The sequence below is a fragment of the Streptosporangiales bacterium genome (assembly GCA_009379825.1).
Classification (GTDB): domain Bacteria; phylum Actinomycetota; class Actinomycetes; order Streptosporangiales; family WHST01; genus WHST01.
This window is the reverse complement of the sequence record WHTA01000064.1, coordinates 1-23,687: the sequence shown is the minus strand read 5'-3', so window position 1 is coordinate 23,687 and position 23,687 is coordinate 1. Positions and strand designations below refer to the sequence as shown.

At 68.7% G+C, this 23,687-nt stretch carries 23 protein-coding genes and 1 tRNA gene; 15 read left to right on the top strand and 9 right to left on the bottom strand.

Annotated elements, in window-relative coordinates:
- Positions 1 to 51: 51 nt before the first annotated feature.
- The 4 genes from GEV07_23710 to GEV07_23695 all read right to left on the bottom strand — a co-directional run bounded on the left by GEV07_23710 (position 52) and on the right by GEV07_23695 (position 2,858).
- Positions 52 to 126 (bottom strand) — tRNA-Asp (locus tag GEV07_23710).
- Between the two features lie 168 nt (positions 127 to 294).
- Positions 295 to 891, bottom strand: a complete 597-nt coding sequence (locus GEV07_23705) for a response regulator (protein ID MQA05596.1) — start codon at positions 889 to 891, stop codon at positions 295 to 297.
- Positions 888 to 1,985 carry a sensor histidine kinase gene (locus GEV07_23700; GenBank protein ID MQA05595.1) on the bottom strand — a complete coding sequence of 366 codons (1,098 nt, stop codon included), beginning with the start codon at positions 1,983 to 1,985 and terminating at the stop codon, positions 888 to 890. The genes GEV07_23705 and GEV07_23700 overlap by 4 nt, the downstream gene beginning before the upstream one ends.
- A gap of 33 nt (positions 1,986 to 2,018) precedes the next feature.
- Positions 2,019 to 2,858: a CPBP family intramembrane metalloprotease gene (locus tag GEV07_23695; protein ID MQA05594.1), complete on the bottom strand. Its 840-nt coding sequence runs from the start codon at positions 2,856 to 2,858 to the stop codon at positions 2,019 to 2,021.
- Positions 2,859 to 3,166: 308 nt separating this feature from the next.
- On the opposite strand from GEV07_23695, the gene GEV07_23690 reads away from it, so the two are divergent.
- On the top strand, positions 3,167 to 3,709 hold the full coding sequence (locus GEV07_23690) for a TIGR03086 family protein (GenBank protein MQA05593.1): 543 nt from the start codon (positions 3,167 to 3,169) through the stop codon (positions 3,707 to 3,709).
- On the opposite strand, the gene GEV07_23685 is transcribed toward GEV07_23690, so the two are convergent.
- Entirely contained in the window at positions 3,710 to 4,807 is a 1,098-nt protein-coding gene (locus GEV07_23685) for an acetate/propionate family kinase (protein MQA05592.1), read from the bottom strand.
- Positions 4,807 to 7,158: a phosphoketolase gene (locus GEV07_23680; GenBank protein MQA05591.1), complete on the bottom strand. Its 2,352-nt coding sequence runs from the start codon at positions 7,156 to 7,158 to the stop codon at positions 4,807 to 4,809. The genes GEV07_23685 and GEV07_23680 overlap by 1 nt, the downstream gene beginning before the upstream one ends.
- A gap of 92 nt (positions 7,159 to 7,250) precedes the next feature.
- Between GEV07_23680 and GEV07_23675 the strand changes: the two genes are divergently transcribed.
- From GEV07_23675 to GEV07_23665, 3 genes are read left to right on the top strand one after another with little or no spacing between them, the layout of a single operon-like run.
- Complete coding sequence (locus GEV07_23675; GenBank protein ID MQA05590.1) at positions 7,251 to 9,545, top strand: molybdopterin-dependent oxidoreductase; 2,295 nt, start codon at positions 7,251 to 7,253, stop codon at positions 9,543 to 9,545.
- A complete protein-coding gene (locus GEV07_23670) occupies positions 9,542 to 10,024 on the top strand; it encodes a 2Fe-2S iron-sulfur cluster binding domain-containing protein (protein ID MQA05589.1) in 483 nt (160 codons plus the stop codon). Before GEV07_23675 ends, GEV07_23670 begins: the two co-directional genes overlap by 4 nt.
- Positions 10,021 to 10,833, top strand: coding sequence for a xanthine dehydrogenase family protein subunit M (locus tag GEV07_23665; GenBank protein MQA05588.1), 813 nt, complete (start codon positions 10,021 to 10,023; stop codon positions 10,831 to 10,833). Before GEV07_23670 ends, GEV07_23665 begins: the two co-directional genes overlap by 4 nt.
- Before the next feature lie 98 nt (positions 10,834 to 10,931).
- Here the strand turns inward: GEV07_23665 and GEV07_23660 are convergent, their stop codons facing one another.
- The 3 genes from GEV07_23660 to GEV07_23650 all read right to left on the bottom strand — a co-directional run bounded on the left by GEV07_23660 (position 10,932) and on the right by GEV07_23650 (position 12,926).
- Complete coding sequence (locus tag GEV07_23660) at positions 10,932 to 11,105, bottom strand: DNA-binding protein (protein ID MQA05587.1); 174 nt, start codon at positions 11,103 to 11,105, stop codon at positions 10,932 to 10,934.
- Positions 11,106 to 11,165: 60 nt separating this feature from the next.
- Entirely contained in the window at positions 11,166 to 11,933 is a 768-nt protein-coding gene (locus GEV07_23655) for a hypothetical protein (GenBank protein ID MQA05586.1), read from the bottom strand.
- A gap of 297 nt (positions 11,934 to 12,230) precedes the next feature.
- On the bottom strand, positions 12,231 to 12,926 hold the full coding sequence (locus tag GEV07_23650) for a GntR family transcriptional regulator (GenBank protein MQA05585.1): 696 nt from the start codon (positions 12,924 to 12,926) through the stop codon (positions 12,231 to 12,233).
- 270 nt (positions 12,927 to 13,196) lie between these two features.
- Between GEV07_23650 and GEV07_23645 the strand changes: the two genes are divergently transcribed.
- Genes GEV07_23645 through GEV07_23595 form a run of 11 tightly spaced genes read left to right on the top strand, consistent with a single transcriptional unit; the run spans position 13,197 to position 23,416 of the window.
- Positions 13,197 to 13,685 carry a MaoC family dehydratase gene (locus GEV07_23645; GenBank protein MQA05584.1) on the top strand — a complete coding sequence of 163 codons (489 nt, stop codon included), beginning with the start codon at positions 13,197 to 13,199 and terminating at the stop codon, positions 13,683 to 13,685.
- Positions 13,678 to 14,493, top strand: coding sequence for a CoA ester lyase (locus GEV07_23640; GenBank protein MQA05583.1), 816 nt, complete (start codon positions 13,678 to 13,680; stop codon positions 14,491 to 14,493). The genes GEV07_23645 and GEV07_23640 overlap by 8 nt, the downstream gene beginning before the upstream one ends.
- Positions 14,493 to 15,659, top strand: a complete 1,167-nt coding sequence (locus GEV07_23635) for an acyl-CoA dehydrogenase (protein ID MQA05582.1) — start codon at positions 14,493 to 14,495, stop codon at positions 15,657 to 15,659. Before GEV07_23640 ends, GEV07_23635 begins: the two co-directional genes overlap by 1 nt.
- Before the next feature lie 8 nt (positions 15,660 to 15,667).
- Positions 15,668 to 16,432, top strand: coding sequence for an enoyl-CoA hydratase/isomerase family protein (locus GEV07_23630; GenBank protein MQA05581.1), 765 nt, complete (start codon positions 15,668 to 15,670; stop codon positions 16,430 to 16,432).
- Between the two features lie 29 nt (positions 16,433 to 16,461).
- On the top strand, positions 16,462 to 17,505 hold the full coding sequence (locus GEV07_23625; protein ID MQA05580.1) for a hypothetical protein: 1,044 nt from the start codon (positions 16,462 to 16,464) through the stop codon (positions 17,503 to 17,505).
- 40 nt (positions 17,506 to 17,545) lie between these two features.
- Entirely contained in the window at positions 17,546 to 18,076 is a 531-nt protein-coding gene (locus tag GEV07_23620; protein ID MQA05579.1) for a TRAP transporter small permease subunit, read from the top strand.
- Positions 18,077 to 18,086: 10 nt separating this feature from the next.
- On the top strand, positions 18,087 to 19,385 hold the full coding sequence (locus GEV07_23615; protein MQA05578.1) for a TRAP transporter large permease subunit: 1,299 nt from the start codon (positions 18,087 to 18,089) through the stop codon (positions 19,383 to 19,385).
- A complete protein-coding gene (locus tag GEV07_23610; protein ID MQA05577.1) occupies positions 19,382 to 20,620 on the top strand; it encodes a hypothetical protein in 1,239 nt (412 codons plus the stop codon). Before GEV07_23615 ends, GEV07_23610 begins: the two co-directional genes overlap by 4 nt.
- Before the next feature lie 3 nt (positions 20,621 to 20,623).
- Entirely contained in the window at positions 20,624 to 21,895 is a 1,272-nt protein-coding gene (locus tag GEV07_23605) for a CoA transferase (protein MQA05576.1), read from the top strand.
- A complete protein-coding gene (locus GEV07_23600; protein ID MQA05575.1) occupies positions 21,888 to 22,634 on the top strand; it encodes an enoyl-CoA hydratase/isomerase family protein in 747 nt (248 codons plus the stop codon). Before GEV07_23605 ends, GEV07_23600 begins: the two co-directional genes overlap by 8 nt.
- Positions 22,631 to 23,416 (top strand): enoyl-CoA hydratase, encoded by a 786-nt coding sequence (locus GEV07_23595; protein ID MQA05574.1) that lies wholly within the window; start codon positions 22,631 to 22,633, stop codon positions 23,414 to 23,416. The genes GEV07_23600 and GEV07_23595 overlap by 4 nt, the downstream gene beginning before the upstream one ends.
- Positions 23,417 to 23,687: the final 271 nt, after the last annotated feature.

Genomic DNA, 23,687 nt, shown 5'->3' with positions numbered 1-23,687 from the left:
CGCCACCCGCTACCGGGGTTGGCGGCCTTGTGACCTGCGTAAACAGTTGTGCGGTCCCGACGGGATTTGAACCCGCGGCCTCCACCTTGACAGGGTGGCGAGCACTCCTAGCTGCTCCACGGGACCTCGGTGTTGAGTTGTTCTCGGCACGGCGCGCTCGGCGCCGTGCCGAGAGCGTCAAGGTTACCGGATCGGTTGCGGACCCGGCCCGTCAAGGGCTGCGCCGCAACCGGGCCAACTCTACAGCACCGGGCTCGGCGCTGCCGCGGCGGTGGTCCCGCCGTAGCAGGGACCTCACAGCCAGCCCATGCGCTGGGCGTTGTTGATCGCCTCGAGGCGGTTCTCCGCGCCGAGCTTGGTCATTGCGCTGGAGAGGTAGTTGCGTACGGTGCCCTCGGTGAGGTGCAGCTCGGCGGCGATCTTCGCGACGGATGCGCCCGCTGCGGCGAGCCGCAGCGCGTCGGTCTCGCGGTCGGTGAGCGGGGTGTCGCCGGCCGCCATCGCGGCGGCAGCCAGCTCGGTGTCGAGGTAGCGGCCGCCGGCGTGCACCTTGCGCACCGCGGTGGCCAGCTCGTCCGCGGACGCGTCCTTGCCGAGGAAGCCGCTCACGCCGGCCGCCATGGCACGCCTGAGGTAGCCGGGACGGCCGAGGCTGGTGAGGATGACGACGCTGCACGTCCTGGCCACCTGCTCCGCGGCGGTGAGGCCGTCGATGCCGGGCATCTCGATGTCCAGGATGGCCACGTCCGGCCGGTGTGCGCTGACCGCGTCGACGACCTGGTCGCCGCGCCCGACCTGGGCGACGACCTCGATGCCGTCCTCCAGGCCGAGCAGCGTCGCGAGCGCGCTGCGGATCAGGTGCTCGTCGTCGGCGAGCAGGACGCGGATCATGCCGGCACCTCGGCACGGAGCAGGAACTCGGTCGACGTACGCCTGGCGTCGAGCTTCCCGCCGACGGCGGCGAGGCGCTCGGCGAGACCGTCGAGGCCGGAGCCGTGCACCTCGGCGGCCGGGCCGAGGCCGTCGTTGCGCATCTCCAGCACGCCGTGCTCGATGGTGATCAGGCAACGTGCTGCCGTCCTGTGCTTCAGCACGTTCGTGGCTCCTTCCCGCACGACCCACGCGAACAGCGTCCGGGTGCGGTCGGGCAGCTGCCTACCGTCGTTGGCGACGTCGCACTCCACGCCGGCGGCCTCGAGCACGGACCGCGCGCTGGTGAGCTCCTGGTCGAGGTCCAGGCTCCGATACCCCTGCACGGCCGTACGCACCTCGCGCAGCGACTCCTTCGCCAGCCGCCGGACCTCCATGATCTCCGCGGTCGCCTGGTCCGGCCTACGTTCCACCAGCTTGGCGGCCAGCTCGCTCTTCACGCTGATCACCGAGAGGCTGTGGCCGAGCAGGTCGTGCAGGTCGCGGGCGAAGCGCAGCCGTTCCTCCGACACCGCCAGCTGGGTCTTCGCGTCCTGCGCCTGGTGCGCCTCCTTGAGCACCCGCCACAGGAACAGCCACACCCGGACGAACGCGCACACCGCGGCGACCTGGAAGGCCACGAACAACGCGTTCAGCCACGGCGAGACCCCACCGACGGTCATGTCGTAGTAGATCGTCGTGGCGCCCACCATCCCGGCGCCGCAGGCGATGACCGCCCACCACGGCAGGTACAGGGCCGTCATGGCGGTCCAGACGAGCGCCGTCGCGCCGGCGTCCGCGCGCGGTGACAGGAGCAGCGCGGCCGCGCCGGCCACGCCGGCAAGGACGAGCTCCAGCGTCGGCCGCCGCGCGCTTCGCATGGCCGCCCGGCAGGTGCGGGCGAACGACATGCACACCCCGAACGCGAGGACGACCGTCAGGACGACCACCGGCACCGAGACGATGTCCTCGTACGCCGCCCACACCGCGCGGATACTCAGGGAGACCGCGATGATGCCGACGGAGATGTCCGTGGTGTAGACGAAGGCCTTGCGCGCCTTCTCCAACCGCGTCATCGCCACCGATTACCCGCCCTGTCACCGTGGTCGTCATCCGTTGAGCGCAGGCCCGCCGACCTGGACCTCGACAGTACCGCCGACCGGCTCGGCCGCCACGGCACCGGGCCGGCGGTGCCCCCGCAACCGCCGGCCGCCGTAGAGAACCGCCACGCCGAGGCCGAGCAGCGCCAGGCCGACGACACCGATCGGTCCGACGATCGCCAGGTTGGGCGTCTGCCCCGCCGCGCCGAGCAGGATGACAAGGAAGCTCGACCCGTTGAGTGCCCCGTGCCCGATGACGGCCGGCCAGACGCTGCCGGTGACCAGGCGGGTCCAGGCCAGCACTGCGCCGAAGAGCACGCAGAACGGTACGAACATCAACGCCGCCCAGGCGCCCAGCTGGGCGTAGTTGTAGCCGAGCAGCGTCAGCGGAGCGTGCCAGACGCCCCAGCTGACTCCGGAGACGACGATGGCGACGAGCTGCCCGTGCGGCAGCAGCCGCGGCAGCAGCCAGCCCCGCCAGCCCCACTCCTCACCCAGCGAAGGCACCGCGTTGATGAGCGGGTTGAACAGCAGCGAGCCGAGCATGATGCCGATGACCACGGTCGGGGCCAGCCCGCTGTCGCCCACGGGCATCTCCGCGAGCGACTCCTTGAACAGCGAGAACCCGGTGAGGTCGAGCCGGTAGAGCCCGAGCGCGGCGCTGGCGAGGACGGTGACCGCCACGAACACCGGCACCCCGAGCCACAGCGCCAGCCCGACCGCGACGGTACGCCGTTTGCGCGGGCCGAGGCCGAGGCCGGTGTCGCGGGCGAGCTCGCGGAACCGCAGCCCGTGCCGCCTGGCGACCAGCCAGACGACGAGTACGGCGATCGACGGGGTGAACATCATGCCGAGCGCGACGAGCTGCAGCAGCGGCGACTCCAGGCGCCGGCGATGGCGACACCGGCGTAGAGCGGCAAGCTGGTCTTGCGCACGGCGACCTCCTTGATGACGAGCCTTGCCAACAGCATTGCCCGAGGCGGTCACCACCAGTAGTCGCCGCAGTCACCGACCGGACCTGGCTATCGCAGGCCCCGCCGATGACAGCTGTCATCTGATGGCATCGTCGGACGTGACAACCACCGTGTGCCGAGGAGAACCAGGTGTCCCAGATCAACGGCAAACCGCTGCCGGCCGAAGACCCGCGCGCGTTGTTCATGCGCGCCGTGGCGCAGACGGAGGACGTCATCGCGTCCGTCGATGAGGAGCAGCTCGACGAGCCGACCCCGTGCGCCGAGTTCGACGTGCGTACGCTGCTCGGCCACCTGGTCTCGGTGATCAGGCGGGTGGACGTGGTCGGGTCCGGCGGCTCGGCCTTCGACGTGCCGCCGGTGGCGGCCGACGTGACCGACGACGCCTGGCTCACCGCGTTCCAGCGGGCCCGTGCGGCGATGGAGGAGACCTGGTCCGACGAAGCCGTGCTCGACCAGGTGCTGGTGCTGCCGTTCGGTGAGATGCCGGGCCGCGCGGCGCTCGACGGCTACTCGATGGAGTTCACCGCGCACGGCTGGGACCTGGCGAAGGCCGTCGGTGCGGTCGACCGGCTCGATCCGCAGCTCGCCGAGGCCGTGCTCCCCAAGGCGCACCGGATGCTGGCGGCAGAAGGACGCGAACAGCTCCCGTTCGACCCGGTCGTGGAGGTGCCGGCCGGTGCCGGCCCGTACGACCAGCTCGTCGGCTGGATGGGTCGGCAGCCCTGATCAGGCCGGCGCCAGCACCTGTCTCGTCCCAGCGGCGATCTCCAGGTCCTCGCGCGCGGTCACCACGAGGGTGCGGACGGCCGCCCCGGCGGCGGTGATCTCGCCGTCGCCCTGGCTGTCGGTGTTGCGTGCCTGGTCGATCCGCACGCCGAGGTACTCGAGGCCCCCGGCGGCAGCCGCCCGCACCTCGGCGGCGTGCTCGCCGGCACCGCCGGTGAACAGGAGTACGTCCAGCCCGCCGAGCGCTGCGGTCATCGCGGCGATACCGGCACGCAGGCTGCGGAGGTAGACGGCGAGCGCGAGCTCGGCATCGCTGTCCCCGCGGCTCGCGCCGGTGAGCACGTCGCGCATGTCCGAGGTACCCGCGAGGCCGCGTAGCCCGGCGGCATGCTCGAGCGCGTCGGCGATCTCCGGCACGGCGACCCCGGCGTGCTGGTTCAGCCAGAGCACCAGGCCGGGATCGACGCTGCCCGACCTGGTAGCCATCACCAGCCCGTCCAGCGGCGTGAACCCCATCGTGGTGTCGACGCAGCGCCCGCCGGCGACGGCGGCGAGCGACGCGCCCGCGCCGAGGTGGCAGCTGACCAGCCGCAGACCCGAAGGCTCGCGGTCGAGCATGACGGCCGCCCGTCGTGCGGCGTAGGCGTGCGACAGGCCGTGGAAGCCGTAGCGGCGCACGCCGTACTGCTCGCGCCACTGCGCCGGTACGGCGTACGTCGCCGCGGCGGGTGGCAGGTCGGCGTGGAACGCGGTGTCGAAGCACGCGGCCGCGGGCACCTCGGGCAGCAGCGAGCCCACGGCCTCGATGCCGGCCAACGACTTGGGTTGGTGCAACGGGGCCAGGTCGCTGAGTGCCTCCAGGCTGCGCAGCACGCCGTCGTCGAGGCGGACCGGTGCGGTGAACTCCCGGCCGCCGTGCACGACGCGGTGCCCGATCGCATCCGGCGCCGGTACGTCGCGCAGCGCGTCCCGCAGGTCGTCGTGCTCCCACGTGCCCTCGTGCACGGCTACCTGCCGGTGCGCGACCGTGCTGTCGTCGTGGTCGAGCAGGGTGAGTTTCAGGCTGCTCGACCCGGCGTTGACGACGAGTACCCGCATCAGTCCGGCCAGGTCCAGTCGCGTACGTCCGCCGGGTCCTCGCCGTGCTCCCGCGTGTACTCGCGGTGCCGCATCCGGAGGTCGGCGAGGTGCTGGCGCAGCTGCCCGACGCTGCCGCCGAGGCCGGGTACCCGGTCGATGATGTCCATCACCAGGTGGTACCTGTCGAGGTCGTTCAGCATCACCATGTCGAACGGGGTCGTGGTGGTGCCCTCTTCCTTGTACCCGCGCACGTGCAGGTGTTGGTGTCCGCTCCTGCGGTAGGCGAGCCGGTGGATCAGGTACGGGTAGCCGTGGAACGCGAAGATGACCGGCTTGTCGGTGGTGAAGATGGCGTCGTAGTCGGCGTCGGACATCCCGTGCGGGTGCTCGGTCGCCGGCTGCAGCCGCATCAGGTCGACCACGTTGACCACCCGAACCCGCAGTTCGGGCAGGTAGCGCCGGGCCAGGTCCGCCGCGGCCAGCGTCTCCAGGGTCGGTACGTCGCCCGCGCAGGCGAGCACGACGTCCGGGTCGGCACCGCCGGCGGTGCTCGCCCACTCCCAGATGCCGATGCCGCGCGTGCAGTGCGCGACCGCGTCCTCCATCGGCAGCCAGGTCAGTGCCGGCTGCTTGCCGGCGACGACGACGTTGACGTAGTCGCGCGACCTGAGGCAGTGGTCGGCGACCGACAACAGCGTGTTCGCGTCCGGCGGCAGGTAGACGCGGACGATCTCCGGCTTCTTGTTCATCACCACGTCGAGGAAGCCGGGGTCCTGGTGCGTGAACCCGTTGTGGTCCTGCCGCCACACGTGCGAGCTGAGCAGGTAGTTCAGCGACGCGATCGACGCCCGCCACGGCAGGTCCCTGGTGACCTTGAGCCACTTCGCGTGCTGGTTGAACATCGCGTCGACGATGTGCACGAACGCCTCGTAGCTGTTGAACAGCCCGTGCCGGCCGGTAAGCAGGTACCCCTCCAGCCAGCCCTGGCACAGGTGCTCGCTCAGCACCTCGAGCACCTGGCCGTGCGGGCCGAGGTGCTCGTCGGTGTCGAGCACCTCGGCCCGCCACACCTTGTCGGTCACCTGGAAGACGGCGTCCAGCCGGTTCGACGCGGTCTCGTCCGGACCGAACAGTCTGAAGTTGCCCGGGTTCGCGGCGACGACGTCACGCAGCCAGCCGCCAAGCGCGCGGGTCGCCTCCGCGTACGACGTGCCGGGCCGCTCCACCGGCACCGCGTAGTCGCGGAAGTCGGGCAGCTCCAGGTCGCGGAGCAGGAGTCCGCCGTTGGCGTGCGGGTTGGCGCTCATCCGGCGCGGTCCTTCAGGGGCCAGGCCGGTCAGCGTCACCAGCGGTGCGCCTTGCTCGCCGAAGAGCTCCTCCGGTCGGTACGAACGCAGCCAATGCTCCAGCTGGGCGAGGTGCTCGGGGTCGGTGCGCGTGCCGGCGAGCGGCACCTGGTGCGAGCGCCAGGTGTCCTCGACCGGCAGCCCGTCGACCTCGCGCGGCCCGGTCCACCCCTTCGGCGTACGCAGCACGAGCATCGGCCAGCGCGGCCGTTCGGCCGTGCCGTCGCGACGCGCCGCGTACTGGATGGCGGCGATCTGGTCGAGCGCCGCCCCGAGCGCGTCGGCCATCGCCCGGTGCATGACCGCAGGGTCGTGCCCGCTGACCACGATCGGGCGGTAGCCGTAACCCTCGAACAGGGCGAGCAGCTCCCGCTCGGGGATGCGCGCGAGCACCGTCGGGTTCGCGATCTTGTAGCCGTTGAGATGCAGGATCGGGAGTACGGCTCCGTCCCTGCTCGGGTCGAGGAACTTGGTGGAGTGCCAGCTCGTCGCCAGCGGCCCGGTCTCCGCCTCGCCGTCGCCGACGATGCACGCGACGACCAGGTCGGGGTTGTCCATCGCGGCCCCGTACGCGTGCGCGAGCGAGTAGCCGAGCTCGCCGCCTTCGTGGATGGAGCCCGGTGTCTCCGGCGCCACGTGGCTGGGTATGCCGCCGGGGAAGGAGAACTGCCTGAACAGTCGCTGCATGCCCGCCTCGTCACGGGACACGTGCGGGTAGATCTCGCTGTACGTGCCTTCCAGCCAGGCGTTCGCGACGGCCGCGGGGCCGCCGTGCCCCGGCCCCATCACGTAGATCATGTCCACGTCGCGAGACCTGATTACGCGGTTGAGGTGTGCGTAGCAGAAGTTCAGGCCGGGCGAGGTGCCCCAGTGCCCGAGCAGCCTCGGCTTGATGTGTTCCGGTCGCAGCGGCTCGCGCAGCAGCGGGTTGTCCAGCAGGTAGATCTGCCCGACGGAGAGGTAGTTCGCGGCCCGCCAGTAGCTGTCGACGAGAGTCAGCTCGTGCTCGGTCCCCGTTGTCATACGGCCCATCGTCCCCAATCAGACGGTTGTTCACCACCGCTACGGCCGAGCTGCCTCGACGTCGACGTAGCGTCTGGCGTACGGTTTCGAACATGGCTGCGGGTACGAGCATTCTGGGTACGAGAGTTCTACGTACAGAAGATCCGTCCTTCCTCACCAGGGGAGCCGTCTACACCGACGACATCGTCGACGACCGGCTCACCGGCGCCGTTTACGTGACGTTCGTTCGGTCACCGGTGGCGCATGGTCGGATCGTCTCGATAGACAAGACGGCGGCGTTGGCCGCCGAAGGCGTCGTCGACGTGGTGACCGCCGAGGACCTCGAAGGCGTCGGTCTGTTGCCGCCGCCACCGGGTAGCGCGCAGGGGAAGCAGATGCGGCGCAGCATCCTCGCCGCCGACGTGGTGCGGTTCGTCGGCGAGCCGGTCGCGGCCGTCGTCACCCAGGAGCGTTACCAGGGTGAGGACGCGGCCGAGCTGGTCGGCGTGGACATCGAGCCGCTGCCCGCCGTGGTCGATCCGCGGGAGGCGGCCAAGGACGAGGTGCTGCTCTTCCCTGACGCAGGCACCAACACCACGTACACCTCCGACCGCGAGTCGGACCCGACGATGTTCGACGACTGCGAGGTCGTCGTAACGCAGGAGGTCATCAACCAGCGCGTCGCCGCCGTGCCGTTGGAGGTACGGGCGATGGCGGCGGCTGCCGGTGCCGACGGACGTCTCGTCGTCTGGGCGCCCAGCCAGGGCGCGCAGGGGTTCAAGTCCACGATCGTCCGCGTCCTGAAGCAGGACGAGGACCAGGTGCACGTGGTCACCCCTGAGGTCGGTGGTGGCTTCGGCGCGAAGATCTTCCCGGACGCTGAGCACCTGCTCGTCCCGTGGCTGGCGAAGCGGCTCGACCGGCCGGTGCGCTGGGTCGAGACCCGCTCGGAGAACCTGTTGGCCATGCCGCAGGGGCGTGGCCAGATCCAGACGGTCACGATCGGCGGCCGCCGCGACGGCACCGTGCAGGCGTACCGCCTGGACGTCCTACAGGACTCCGGCTGCGGTGGCATGGCCAGCGTGCTCGCCTCGCTGACCGCGCTGATGGCGCCCGGCGTGTACGACATCGCGAAGGTGGAGGCGAACGCGCGCAGCGTTGCCACGAACACCGCGCCTGTCGCCGCGTTCCGCGGCGCCGGCCGGCCGGAGGCGACGGCGGCCGTCGAGCGCGCGATGGACCTCTTCGCCGCGGAGATCGGCATGGATCCCGCGGACGTGCGGCGGAAGAACGTCGTCGCCCCCGACAAGTTCCCGTTCCGTACCTCGATGGGTGCGCTGTACGACAGCGGTGAGTACGCGGCGGCGCTCGACAAGGTGCTCGCGGGTGCCGGCTACGAGGACCTCCGCAGGGAACAACAGCAACGCAGGGACCGCGGCGACGTCGTACAGCTCGGCCTCGGCATGTCGACGTACGTCGAGATCACCGGCGGCGGCCTGGAGGCCAGCGGCGACGACGAGAACGCGACAGTGGAGATCCACGCCGACGGCAGCGCAACGGTGCTGACCGGTACGTCGCCGCACGGCCAGGGGCACGCGACCGCCTGGGCGATGCTGGTGAGCGAGCAGACGGGCATCCCGCTGGAGAAGGTCACCGTCAAGCACGGCGACACCGACCTGATCCCGAAGGGTGGTGGCACCGGCGGGTCGCGCAGCCTGCAGCTCGGCGGTTCCGCGGTCTTCACCACGACGCAGCAGCTGGTGGAGCTGGCCAAGGAACGCGCCGCGGCGCTGCTCGAGGCCAACCCGGACGACCTGGTCGTCGACACCGAGAACGCAGGGCTCGGCGTCGTCGGTACGCCGGGGACGTCGGTGTCGTTCGCCGACCTGGCGGCGAAGGAGGAGCTGCGCGCGGAGGGCGTGTTCGCAGCGCCTGGACCCACGTACCCGTTCGGGGCGCACCTCGCGGCCGTGGAGGTCGACACCGAGTCTGGCAAGGTCGTGCTGCGCCGGCTGGTCACCGTGGACGACGCGGGCACCGTACTCAACCCGCTGCTGTTCGACGGTCAGCGCCACGGCGGTCTCGCCCAGGGCGTGGCACAGGCGCTGTTCGAAGAGGTGCTGTACGACGAGGACGGCAACCCGCAGACGACGACGTTCGCCGACTATCCCATCGTCTCGGCGACGGAGCTGCCCAGCTTCGAGCTGCTGACCATGGAGACGCCGACGTCGTACAACCCGCTCGGCGCGAAGGGTATCGGCGAGGCCGCCACCATCGGCAGCACGCCGGCGGTGCAGAACGCCGTCGTGGACGCACTGGCGCATCTCGGCGTACGGCACGTGGACATGCCGTTGACACCTGAACGGGTCTGGTCAGCGGTGACGGCTGCAGGGGAAGGGAACGCATGAGGGTCGACGTCGGGGTAAACGGCACTCGCTACGTCGACGAGGTCGAGCCGCGGCTGCTGCTCGTGCACTACTTGCGCGAGGTGCGTGGGCTGAAGGCGACCAACGTCGGCTGCGACTCGTCGTCATGTGGCGCGTGCACGGTGCTCGTCGATGGCGAGTCGGTGAAGTCGTGCACGACACTCGCCGCGCAGGCGGACGGCCGTGAGGTCACCACCGTGGAGGGGCTCGCCGAGTCCGACGGCTCGATGCACTCGATGCAGCAGGCGTTCCGTGAGGAACACGCGTTGCAGTGCGGGTTCTGCACGCCCGGCATGGTGATGGCGTCGGTCGGCCTGCTGAGCGAGAACCCGAAGCCGACCGAGGAGGAGATCCGGTTGGCGCTCGAGGGCAACCTCTGCCGCTGTACGGGATACCACAACATCGTCCGCGCCGTACGCCGTGCGGCGGGCACGCTCGACGAGGATGGGGCGAACGCATGATCCCGATGTCGTTCGACTACGAGCGACCGGAGACGGCCGACGGCGCACTCCAGCTGCTCGCCGAGCACGGTGACGACGCGAAGCTGCTCGCCGGCGGGCACTCGCTGCTGCCGCTGATGAAGTTCCGGTTGGCGACGCCCGAGGTGCTCATCGACGTCGGCCGGCTCACCGAGCTCTCGTACGTACGCGTCGACGGCGACGCCGTCGCGATCGGTGCGCTGACCCGGCACTGCGAGCTGACCGACTCCGGCGTCCTGCAGACCGAAGCCCCGTTGATCGCGCACGCGGCCGGACTGGTCGGTGACCCGCAGGTGCGGCACCGCGGCACCATCGGTGGCTCCATCTCGCACGGCGACCCGGCGTCCGACCTGCCGACGGCGGTGTTGGCGACGGGCGCGGTGCTGGTCGTCCGCGGCCCCAACGGCACCAGGGAGATCGACGCGGCCGACTTCTTCGTCGGCTTCCTGGAGACAGCGCTCGAGCCGGACGAGCTGCTGGTGGAGATCCGCGTGCCGCGCGCAGCCGGCGTCGGGTGGGCGTACGAGAAGTTCGTCCGCCGCAGCAACGACTGGGCGATCGTAGCCGCCGCCGCAGTTGACGGCCGAGTCGCGCTGGCGAACATGGGCGGCACCCCGCTGCGCGCCACGGCAACAGAACGCGCCCTGGCCGACGGCGCGGACACCCGCGCGGCCGCAGACCTGGCCGCCGAGGACACGTCGCCCGTAGCCGACATGCACGCCGGGGTCGAGTACCGCAAGCACCTGGCCCGCCTCCTCACCCGCCGCGCCCTGGACCGCGCCGCCAGCTAGCCGGCGAGGCCGCGCCGCCCTGGCACACACACCGCCAGCCAGCCCGCCGCTGCGCACCGGCTGCCGGTGCCGGCAAGGCTCGCCAGTGGGTCGGAGCTTCAGGTCAGGGTGAGGCCGCGTTCCTCCAGGGCGGCTTGGAGGATGCGGATTCCCCTTGGGCCGAGGCCATGTAGTTGCAGCAGGTCGGCGGCGGGGACACCGGCCAGTTGTCCGAGGCTGGTGTACCCGGCGCGCAGCAGGGCGTCGTTCGCTGGTCTGCTGATCTTCGGGATCCGCTGGCCTTCTCTTCGCTCATTGCGCGACCATAGCGCCGCCCACCGACAGCTGCGGTGTCATTTGCCGCGTCCGACCACCTCGAACTTCTGCACCCGGCGGCCGCCGATCGTCTCGCCGGCCAGGTGACCGGGCACGCCGTACGAGTCCAGCGTCTCGCCATCCGCGTGGTTGACGGTCCAGAGCAGTTGTTCCTCGCCGTCGGTGACGTAGAGCAGGCGCTGGTCGCGGCCCTTGGAGAAGGCGATGTCCCACGAGGTGCCCGGGCTGTTCGGGTCGTCGAGCAGGAAGCCTCTGTTGATCCAGATGTTCCGTACGAAGGCGCCGTCCTTCTCGAAGACCTGGATGCGGTCACCCTTGCGGTCGTTGACGCATACCAGGCCGTCGTTGCCGATGTTGACGCCGTGCACGACCTGGAAGAACCTGCCGGGCTCGCCCGTCTCGGCGTCGGCGAGCGTCCTGCACACCCACTGCCGCAGGAAGTCGCCGTCCTTGTCGAAGACCACCACCCGGCGGTTGCCGTAACCGTCCGCGATGTAGACGTGGTCGTTGTCGGGATCCACGGCGATGTCCGCAGGACGGTTCAACAGCGTGTGGCTGCTGTTGTTGGGTTCGCCGTCGATCGTCCCGTCGTCGGTGTCGAACTGGCCCTTCTCGCCGATCTGCAGCAGCAGGGTGCCGAGGTCGTGGCTGTACTTCTGCACGATCGCGTCGCCGTTGCCGCCGATCCAGACGTTGTCGTCATGATCCACGAAGCACCCGTGCACGCCGTCGGGGAGCACGGGCGGAGTAGCGGAGTTGGCCACCCGGCCGTCCGGGTCGTACACGACGAACGCGGGGGGAGGGTGACGCGATACGCGCCTCGGTGTTGGTGAGGTTGCGTCGGTTGATGGTGAAGAGGTGGTCGTTCGAGTCGAGGGCGGTGCCCGCCACCTCGCCCGTGACCCAGTACCGGTCGGTCTCCGGGTCGCGCGGCAGCGAGCGCGCGCCCTGCGCTGGATGCAGTGACTGTACGCCCGAACCCGTACGGGGGTGACGTACTCGTGGAACGCAGACAATCCGTCGCCGGTGAGCGGCCGCGCTCACCCTAAGCACTCACCATGCCGGATTGTGGGAAATGCTGGCTAGCTCTCGCTGTCATCGAGGGCGGCGAAGGCCCGGGCCCGGGAACCCAGTACGTGCTTCGCGTACAGCTGGGCGGCCTGCTCGGCTTCGCCGGCGCGGATGGCCACCAGGATCTCCCGCAGTTCGGCCACGCTGTTCGTCGGGTCGCGCATGGAGATGGCCTTTATCCGCAGCAACCGGACGCGTCCGCGAAGACTCTCGGCCAACTGTTGTAGGACAGTGCTGTGGGCGCCGGTGAAGATCAGCTCGATGAACTCGTCCTTCACCCGGAGCAGGCGCGCGGGGTCGTCGCTGGACTCCTCAGCGGCCTCCGCGAACTCCTCGATGGCCGCTTCCAGCTTGATCATCTGCGACTTCACGGCACGCTCGGTGAACAGCTTCACGAGCAGGCCCTCGATGGCGCCGCGCGCCTCGTAGATGTCGCTCGCCTCGGCGAGCGTCGGCGCCGTGACTACGGCACCGCGGTTGGGCGCGATGGTGACGAGCCCTTCCGAGGCAAGATCACGCAACACCTCACGGACGGTTGCCCGGGAGACGGACAGCTGCTCCATCAGCTCGCGTTCCACCAGCCGGTGTCCGGGCTCGAAGCGCAGGTCGAGGATCGCGTCGCGCAACGCGTCCAGCACCTGCTGTCGCACGGGCTCGGCGTTCTTGCCGGACAGCGTGATGGCCCCCGTCGGCGAACTCGGCACCAGTCACCTCCTCCCCGCTCGTGGAAGCCCAGCATGCATCCTAGGGCTCTAGATTGTCCGACCACGAATCTCACGTCAAGATTTGGCAAGGTGAAACGTTGAAGCGCGTCAGCGCTACGCGCCGTAGTTACGCGTATCAGCAGGCGATTCTGCGTACGGGAGTGCTCCCAGGAGCCGGCCGTCCACACATCGAGCGATTGTCCGACGAAATTGCGGGAGGTGTTGACCTGGCGGGGGTGAAGTCTTACTGTCGCACTCACCGAAGTCCCGCGTATGGAGGTATACGTGGAAGTCAGACAGCGAGGTCGGTACTTCGAGGAGCTCGACCAGGACGCGGTGTACGTCCACTCACCTGGTCGGACAATCTCGGAAGCGGACAACACGTTCTTCTCGACCCTCACCATGAACCCCGCGTCGATACACCTGGACGCGGCCGAGAGCGCGAAGACGGAGTTCGGCGAGCGCCTGGTGAACAGCCTGTTCACCCTGTCCACCCTGGTGGGGTTGAGCATCCCGCAGCTCACCCAGACCACCACCGTCGCCAACCTGGGGTTCAGCCGGGTCGACTTCCCGCGTCCGGTGTTCGTCGGCGACACCCTCTACGCGCGGACCACGGTGATCGACAAGCGGCTGTCCAAGTCGCGGCCTGAGGTCGGCATCGTCGTCTTCCGGCACGAGGGGTACAACCAGCGCGACGAGCTCGTGGCGGTCGCGGAACGCACCGCCATGATGAAGCGGCTGCCTGAGGACACCGATGACTAGCGGGCTCGCCGGGCCCGCACTGCTCTTCTGTCCGGCCGACAGGCCGGACAGGTACGACAAGGCGCTGGCCGTCGCGGACACGGTCTTCGTCGACCTCGAGGACGCGGTGTCGCCGGGCGAGAAGGCGGCCGCGCGGGAGACCGTGCGTGAGGCGCTGCGCGACGATCCGGACCGCTTCGTCGTACGTGTCAACGGCAGCGACACGCAGTGGTCCGCCGACGATGTGGCGATGCTGCGAGCCGTCGGTGCGTCCCGGGTGTTGTTGCCGAAGGTCGGCTCGGCAGCCGACGTGAGAGCGCTGTCGGACCTCGCCGTCGTCGCGTTGTGCGAGACGGTGGCGGGCATCGTCAACGCACGCGCGATCGCGGCGGCAGAGAACTGCGTTGGGTTGTTCTTCGGCGCCGAGGACCTCACCGCGGACCTCGGTGGGCAGGCGAGCCGCGACAGCTCAGGTCGCTACTACCCGGCGATGGAGTACGCCAAGGCCGAGGTGCTGTTCGCCGCGGCGGCGTCGGGGAAGCTGGCCATCCACCCGGTCTACCTGAAGATCGACGACCAGGCCGGTCTGCGCGCGGAGTGCGAAGAAGCGTGTGCCGTGGGGTTCGCGGCCAAGGGCTGCATCCACCCGAGCCAGGTGTCGGTGGTCAAGGCGGCGTTCGCGCCGACACCGGAACAGGTGGAGTGGGCGAAGGGCCTGATGGCCGCGGTGGAAGAGCACGGGTCCGGCGTCTTCCAGTACCAGGGACAGATGGTCGACGGCCCGCTCTACACGCAGGCGAAGAACATCCTGATGCGAACGGGAGAATGATGGATTTCGAGCTCACCGAGGATCAGCAGAGCATCAGGTCGGCCGTACGCGAACTCGCGGCGCGCTTCTCCGACGAGTACTGGCAACAGATCGACGACAGCCACGAGTTCCCGTGGGACTTCTACAACGCGTTCGCCGACGCCGGCTGGCTCGGCATCGCCATCCCCGAGGAGTACGGCGGCGGCGGACTGGGGATCACCGAGGCCGCGCTGCTGCTGGAGGAGATCGCGCGGTCCGGGGCGGCGATGAACGGCTGCAGCCCGTTGCACCTCACCATCTTCGGCCTCAACACGATCGTGAAGCACGGGTCGGAGGAGCTGCGCGCGGAGATCCTGCCGAAGGCCGCGGACGGTTCGCTGCACGTCTGCTTCGCCGTCACCGAGCCGGACGCGGGCACCGACACCACGCGGATCAGCACGTTCGCGCGTAGAACCGGCGACGGGTACGTGATCAGCGGCCGCAAGGTCTGGATCACGAAGGCCGCGCAGTCGCAGAAGATGGTGTTGGTCTGCCGCACCACGAAGCGCGAAGACGTGACGAAGCCGACCGACGGCATCAGCCTGTTCCTCATCGACCTCGACTCGCCGAACATCGAGATGCAGGTCATCCCGAAGATGGGCAGGAACGCCGCACAGAGCTACCAGGTCTTCATCGACGACCTCGAGGTGCCGGAGTCGGCCAGGATCGGTGAAGAGGGGAAGGGCTTCAGGTACCTGCTAGACGGGCTCAACCCGGAGCGGATCCTGCTCGCCCACGAGTCGTACGGCATCGGCCATGCGGCGTTGAACAAGGCGGCGACGTACGCGAACGAGCGCATCGTCTTCGACCGTCCGATCGGCCAGAACCAGGGCGTCGCCTTCCCGCTGGCGGAAGCGTACATGCGGTTGGAGTCCGCCGGCCTGATCGCACGCAAGGCGGCCTGGCTCTACGACCGCGGCCAGCCGTGTGGCGCCGAGGCGAACATGGCCAAGTTCCTCTGTGCCGACGCCGCGTTCCAGGCGTCCGACCAAGCCATCCAGACGCACGGCGGCATGGGCTATGCGAAGGAGTACAACGTAGAGCGCTACTTCCGCGAGGCGCGCCTGATGCGGCTGGCGCCGGTGAGCCAGGAGATGGTGCTCAACTACGTCTCCAACCACGTCCTGCAGCTGCCGAAGTCGTACTGAGGATGCCGATGACGGAACCGGTGACGTACACGAAGGTCGGCCCTGTCGCCTGGCTGACCATCGACCGCCCCGACGCGCGCAACGCGCTCAACCAGGCGGTGCGCGAGGGCCTGATGGCGGGCATGCGCAGGTTCGAGGACGACGCGAACGCGGCCGTGCTCGTCCTCACGGGGACGGGTGACAGGGCGTTCTCGGCGGGCGGCGACCTGAAGGAGATGGCCGAGCAGGAGCTAGCGGTGCCGGCCAGCGACTACGTGCCGATCCCAGGCAGGAACGTCGAAGTGAGCAAGCCGACGATCGCCGCGGTAAACGGCGTGGCGTTCGCCGGCGGTTTCCTGCTCGCACAAGGATGTGACCTCTGCATCGCGGCCGACCACGCGCGGTTCGCGGTGACCGAGGTCAAGGTGGGCCGCGGTGCGCCGTGGGCGGTTCCGCTGCCGTGGTTGGTGGCGCCGCGCGTGGCGATGGAGATCCTGCTCACCGGCGATCCCGTCGATGCGCAGCGGGCGTACGAACTGGGCTTCGTCAACCGCGTGATGCCGTACGACGAGCTGAACGATACGGCCCAGGCGATGGGGGAACAGATTGCGAGGAACGCGCCGCTGTCGGTGGCAGCCGCACGGCGCACGGTGCATCTGGCGATGGCCGCCGCCCACGAACAGGCGTATCGCGAGGCCGATGCGTTGTGGGAGCCGGTCTACCGGAGCAGAGATGCCCAGGAAGGCCCGTCGGCCTTCAGGGAGAAGCGAGCCCCCCAGTGGAGCGGTAGCTAGTCCGCTGGCTGTACGAGAGGAAGACAACGATGTCCGGTCGTTCGATAACAGCACTCGTCAACGGCACAGTGCTGAGCATGGTGCTAGTGCTCGCGGGTTGCGGGTCAGGTAGCGGGGGCGACTCGGCGGAGTTCACGTTCAAGGTGGCCGACTCTTTCCCGAAGAGCCACGTGATCGCGAAGAACCTCCCGGTCAAGTACATGAAGGCAGTCGAGAAGGCGTCCAAGGGACGGATCGACTTCGAGTACTTCCCTGCGGAACAGCTCGGTAAGGCCGAGGACATGGCCGAAATGGTGAAGGGCGGCGTGGCGGACATCGCCTACATCGCGCCGCAGTACTACAGCGAGAAGATGCCGCTCGGCGGGATCGCTGGACTGCCCGGTGTCTACGAGGACTCCGTGAGTGGTGCGCCGGCCTTCTACGAGCTCATGCGCGGCAAGCTGTACCAGGAGGAGATCAAGAAGAACAAGCTGAACCCGCTGTTGAGTTTCGTGACGGGTGCCTACCAGGTGGCTACGGCGGAGAAGAAGGTCAGCTCGACGGCGGACATGAAGGGGCTGCGGGTGCGCACTTCCGGCGGCCACATGGAGCTGACCGCCAAGGAACTGAACGCGGTGCCGGTGTCGCTTGCGGCGCCTGAGATGTACCAGGCGGTGGAGCGCAAGACCGTCGACAGCCTCTTCATCAGTGCGGAGAGCATGAAGCCGTACGGGTTGGACAAGGTCGTCAAGTACTGCACGACCAACCTGTCGCTCGGTGGCTTCGGCGCCTACTACGCCATCAACCAGGACAAGTGGGCGGAGCTGCCCGAGGATCTGCAGAAGATCATGATCGAGGAAGGCAAGAAGGTCTCGCTCGCCGGCGGCAGGGCACTGGAGGCCGACAAGCAGAAGCAGCTGAAGGCCTTCGAGAAGGACGGCATGGAGCTCACCGAGGTCTCGGAAGCCGAAGCGGCGAAGTTCGACGAGGTCTCAGACACCGTGCGGCAGGCGTGGGTCAAGGACATGGAGAAGCGCGGCCTGCCCGGCAAGGACATTCTTGCCGAGATGAAGAAGCTCACCAGCGAGCAATGAAGTTGGCACCCTTGCTTGCGAGCTGCCGAGAGGTGTGACGATGTCAGAAGCACGCCGTGACTGGAAGAGCACGAGCCCGCTCAGGGTGATCGAGAACATCACTCTGGTGCTGGCCGCCATCGCACTGCTGCTGCTGGTGGGCGTGGTCACGGCCGACGCGGTGGGGCGGTACGCATTCGGTGCCGCCCTACCGGGTGCCGCAGACATGAGCGAGCTGTTCTTCATGCCCGCAGTGGTGTTCCTCACCTGGGCGGTGGCGCAGCGGAACCGCAAGCACGTGGCCGTCGACATCCTGCACCGCCGTTTCGGCAGGCGGACGTCGGCGGTCCTCGACCGGTTCATCGACCTGCTGGGATTGTTCCTCTTCGTCTTGGTGCTGATGACGTCCTTCACCTTGGCGCGTGACCAGTGGAGCCTCTGGACGGTCGAAGAACCGTCGCTGCCCACCGGGCCTTCGCGAGCCATCGTCGTGTTGGGTGCCGCGTTGATGGTCCTGCGCCTGATGGTCCAGATCATCAAGGGACGTGGCGAGTCCCATGGTGACGATCCAACCGACGGCGTGAGCGAGTAGGAGGCAGACAGTGGAACTAGTGCTGCCGTTCTTGGTGCTCTTCGCGCTGTTGGCGATCGGGGTGCCCGTCTCGTTCTCGCTCGGGTTGTCCGGGATCCTCGGCCTCACGCTGAGCATCGGCTGGGACTCGACCATGTCGATGGTCGCTACCGTGCCGTACCGCACCGGCACGGGCTTCCTGTTGACCACGGTGCCGACGTTCCTCCTGATGGCGGAGTTCCTCGCCGGTGGCCGAATAGCCAAAGACCTGTACAGCGCGATGTTCGCCTGGCTGGGGAGGATACGCGGCGGTCTCGCGATCGCGACCACGGTCGCGTCCGGCGGCATGGGTGCCATGACCGGATCGAGCACCGCGACCGCCGCGACGTTCTCCGCGGTCGGTGTGCCACACATGCGGGAGTACGGCTACAAGGACCGGCTTAGCGTCGGTTCGATCGCTGCCGCAGGCACGCTCGCGTCGATCATCCCGCCGAGCGTGGCGCTGATCATCTACGGCATCACCACCGAGACCGCGATCGGCGATCTCTTCACGGCAGGCGCGCTCCCCGGCGTGCTGACCGTCTTCGCCTACGTCGCGGTCATCTACCTCAGGGTCCGGACGAATCCTGAGCTCGCTCCCGGCCGACCGGACCGGATGTCGATCACGGCCAAACTGCGTGCACTCTCGAAGGTGTGGCCGACGGTCGTACTCATCGCTCTCGTCCTCGGTGGGATCTACGGCGGCCTGGTGACCCCGACCGAGGCCGGTGCGTTCGGTGCGGCCGGTGCGCTCGTGCTCAGCGTGCTGTTCGGCGGGTTGCGGGCGAAGGGCATCTGGCGCGCCCTCGTACGAACGGCCGAGTCGACCACGATGATCATCTCGATCGTCATGTTCGCCAGCATCTTCGGCTACTTCCTCACCACCACTCGGGTCGCGCCCACGATCGTGTCGGCGATCGAGTCGTCCGGCTTCCCCACCCTGATAGTGATGGCACTGATCGTGCTGCTCTATCTGGTGCTCGGCACGTTCATGGACCAGATCGCGATCCTGGTGGTCACGCTGCCGATCACGTTCCCGTTGATCACCAGCCTGGGCTACGACCCGATCTGGTTCGGCATCCTGGTCATCAAGCTGGGCGAGATCGGCCTCATCTCCCCGCCCGTCGGCCTGAACGTGTACGTGGCGGCGGGGGCGGCACCCAACGTCCGGCTCGGTGAAGTGTTCCGTGGGGTCACGCCGTTCATCGTCGTCGAGCTGCTGCTCATCGTCGTGATGTTCCTGTTCCCGTCCTTGGCGACCTGGCTTCCGGGGGTGCTGGCTACGAAATGATCGATCTCACCGCGCATATCCGAGAGAACGACCTGATCGTCGTTCCGCAGGGGACCGCAGAACCGTTGGACCTGACCCGGCGGCTGGTGGCAGAAGAGCACCAGCTGCCGAAGGCCCGCGTCTTCCTCGGCACCGTGTTCAGCGACACGTTCAGCTCGTCGACGCAGCTGTCGCTGATCGCGATAGGTGGGCTGGGCCAGGCACATCGGCTCGTCTCCGCCGGACGGTGCGCGGTGGTGCCGTGCCACATCTCGCAGATCCCTGCGCTGTTCGAGGAACGGCTGAAGCCGGACGTCGTACTGATACAGCTGAGCGCGGAGTCGCGTGACGGCCGGCACTCGATCGGCATCGTGGACGACTACCTGCAGGCGGCGATGGCGCAGGCGCGGGTGACGCTCGCCCAGGTGAACACGCAGATGCCGTACACGCATGGGTCCACGACGGTAGCGCTCGACGAGGTCGATGCGTACGAGTACGTCGACACGCCGCTGATGGAGGTGCCGCCGGCGAAGGAGACGGAGCAGGCCAGCCGGATCGGCAAGCTGGCGGCGGAGCTGATCGGTGACGACAGCTGTATCCAGGTGGGCATCGGGTCCATCCCCGACGCGATCCTGCGTGAGCTGCACGGCCGCAAGCGGCTCGGCATCCACAGCGGTCTGCTGACGGACGAGCTGCTGGCACTGCATGACAGCGGTGCGGTGACCAACGAGCACAAGGCGGAGTACGTGGGCAAGTCGGTGGTCGGCGCCGCCTTCGGTACCCGTCAGCTGTACGACGCGATGGCGGCGGACGAGTCCATCTGGATGCGCCCTGTGCCAGTCACCCACGGCCACACGGTGCTGGCCGGTATCGACCGGCTGGTGTCGGTCAACTCCGCCGTGGAGGTGGACCTCACCGGCCAGGTCAACAGTGAGGTCGCGGGCGACAGGTACCTAGGCGGGGTCGGCGGTCAGGTCGACTACGTCCGCGGTGCCGCTGCGTCCGCCGGCGGGCGCTCGATCATCGCGCTACCGGCGACGAACCGTACGGGCGACATCTCCCGCATCGTCGCGCAGCCGGCGGCCGGGGTCACGACCACTGCACGATGCGAGGTCGACGCCGTCGTCACCGAGTTCGGGGTCGCCGAGCTACGTGGACTCACCCTGGCGGAGCGACGTGAACGACTCGTCAACATCGCGCACCCGCGCTTCCGTGACGAACTGACGGCGGCGCCACAACCACCAGGTGGTGGGTGAGCCATGGTCACGAGTCCCGCTGCCGCCGACAGGAAGGAGAACTCCGTGGGTCCGCTGGACGGCATCCGAGTACTTGACTTCACCACGACGTTCCTCGGTCCGTACTGCACGATGATGATGGCCCAGATGGGCGCAGACATCATCAAGGTGGAGTCGCGACGCGGCGACACCGTGCGCGGTGTCGGCATGGCGAAAACCCCTGGCATGTCGGCGACGTACATGACCATCAACGTCGGCAAGCGCGGCATCGTCGTCGATCTCAAGTCCGACGAAGGACGGGCGATCATCGACCGGATGGTTGCCGACGCGGACGTGGTGATCCACAACATGCGGCAGGAGACGGCGATCTCCCTCGGTCTCGCGTACGAGCGTCTCGCCGAGATCAACCCGCAGATCGTCCTGGCCGAGTCGTTCGGGTTCGCCCCCGGCAGCCCGGACGCCGGCCGGCCCGCGTACGACGACGTGATCCAGGCGGCGTCAGGACTTGCGGACCTGGAGAGCCATCGGCAGGGCCGGCCGCAGTACGTGACGACGATCCTCGCGGACAAGACCTGCGCCCTGATCACCATGTACGCGGTGATGGCCGCGCTGTACGAGCGGGAACGTACCGGCCGCGGTCAGTCGGTCGTGGTGCCGATGTACGAGAGCATGGTGAGCTTCCTGCTGCACGAGCAGCTCGCCGGTGAGGCGTTCGTGCCGCCGGTGGGGCCGGCCATCTACCCGCGTACCACGTCGAAGTTCCGCAAGCCGTACCAGACCAGCGACGGCTACATCAGCGTGCTCCTCTACACCGACAACCACTGGCGGGCCTTCTTCAGCTCGATCGGCCGGCCGGAGCTGGTGGACGACCCGCGGTTCTGTGACATCAGCGCACGTACCGCCAACATCGACGAGCTGTACGCGCTGATGGAGTCGACGTTGGCGGACAAGCCGACCACGTACTGGCTGGAGCAGTTCAGAGAGCTCGACTGCCCCGCGATGGAGGTGCGTAACGTCGACGACCTGATCACCGACGACTATCTCGCGGAGGCGGGCATCATCGTCGAGCACGAGCATCCGAGCGAGGGCCGGGTGCGTGCGCTCGGCATGCCCGTGCAGTTCTCCAACCACGAGCGGGATCCGAAGAGCATCCGGCATGCGCCGCGTCTCGGCGAGCACACCGCGGAGGTCCTCGCCGAGTTCGGCTTCTCCGAAGACCAGATATCGCAGTGGCTGGAGCGCGGCGTGGTACACGCGTCCGACGACCGTTCCACGGTAGGGAGTGCCGATGCCTGAAGTGATCCTCGACGTCTCCGACGGTGTGGCGCTGGTGACGCTGAACGCGCCTGAACGCAGGAACGCGATGAACGCGACGATGGCCGGTGAGCTCATCGACGCGCTGACCGAGGTGAACGAGAACACTGCCGTCGGGGCGACGGTGATCCGTGGCGCCGGCGGGCATCTCTGCGCCGGCGCCGATCGTTCCGACCTCGTCGATGCGGGGAACGACCCGACGGCACCCGAAGTGTTCGCCGGCATCGGTCTCGTCTACGACACGTTCGCCAAGATCGACACGCTGGCGACACCGACGATCGCGGCCGTCCGTGGCTACTCGGTGGGGGCGGGCGTCAACCTGGCGATGGCCGCGGACCTCAGGATCATGGCGACCGACGCCACCCTGCGCGCCGGCTTCTTCGGCATCGGCCTGCACCCTGGCGGCGGGCACTTCACCCTCGTCGGCCGTGCGGCCAATCGGAGTACGGCGGCGGCGATGACCGCGTTCGGGTGCGACGTACACGGCGACCGGGCGGTCGAGCTGGGGCTCGCCTGGGAGTCGCTGGACGACGCCGCCGTCGAGGAGCGGTGTCTGGAGCTGGCGCGGTTCGCCGCCAGGGATCCCGAGCTTGCCAGGCTGGCGACACCGAGCCTTCGGGCCGAGACGGTGGGCGGGCACTACGACGTCGCCGCTGCGACCCGGATGGAACGGGCCGCGCAGATGTGGACGTTCAGGCGCAAGGTCGATCGCGGGCTATGAACGTCGACGAGCTGGTCAAGCCGTACGAGACGCTGCAGGTGAGCTGGGACCACGGCGTCCTGCAGGTCACCTTGAACGCGCCGAAGACCCGGAACGCGTTGTCGAGCCGGATGCTCGCCGAGCTGGCCGACGTGCTCGCCGGCGTCGAGGCGGCGGCACCTGGCGTGCGTGCCGTGGTGATCACGGGCGCGGATCCCGCGTTCTGCTCCGGCATGGACCTGCGGGAGCGTACCGGCGGGCAGGTGGCCGCCGGGCATCCGTTGATGCATCTGGTGCACGCGATGCGACAGCTCCCGGCGCCGATGGTTGCGCGGGTCAACGGCGCCGCGCGTGCCGGCGGCATCGTGCTTGCGGTGGCGTGCGACATCGCCATCGCGGACGCGTCCGCCACCTTCTCCATGACGGAGACGCGCCTCGGCCTCACCCCGGAGATGACGTTGGCGACCATCACCGGCGAGGTGGCGCCGTGGCTGCTCAGGCGCTACGCCTTGACCGCCGAGGTCTTCGACGCCGCGCAGGCCGAACGGATGGGCCTGCTCTCCCAGGTGAGCGAACCGGGGGAGCTGGACGCCGCCGTCGGCGGTGTTCTCGACGCGCTCCGGTCGTGCTCGCCGGTGGCGCTCGCCGCCACCAAGCGCAGACTCGCCGACCGCGCATCCTTCGCCGACCTGGACACCCTGCTTGCCGCCGCCGACGCATCGACCGCAACATTCGCGACCGACGAGGCCCAGGCGGGCATCGCCGCCGCCCGCGCGCGTCAACCCGCACCCTGGGCGCTGTGAGACCGACTCAGAAGGTGAAGCGGAAGAGGCGCGGGACGCAGCGCAGACCATGGACCGTGTCGAGCACGCGGAACAGGTTCCGGTAGCGGCCTACGGGGACGTGCCAGAATCCTGACAGTGGCGTGGTCTCCTCCTAGATGAGTGATTCCTTGAAGGGTGTGGTCGGCGCGGCTGCGGAGACGTGGGGCGGAGGGTGTTCAAGATCGATGTGTGACCAAAGAACTGAACACCCTCCTGACAGCACTGTATGTGGTGGTCGACGATCACGTGG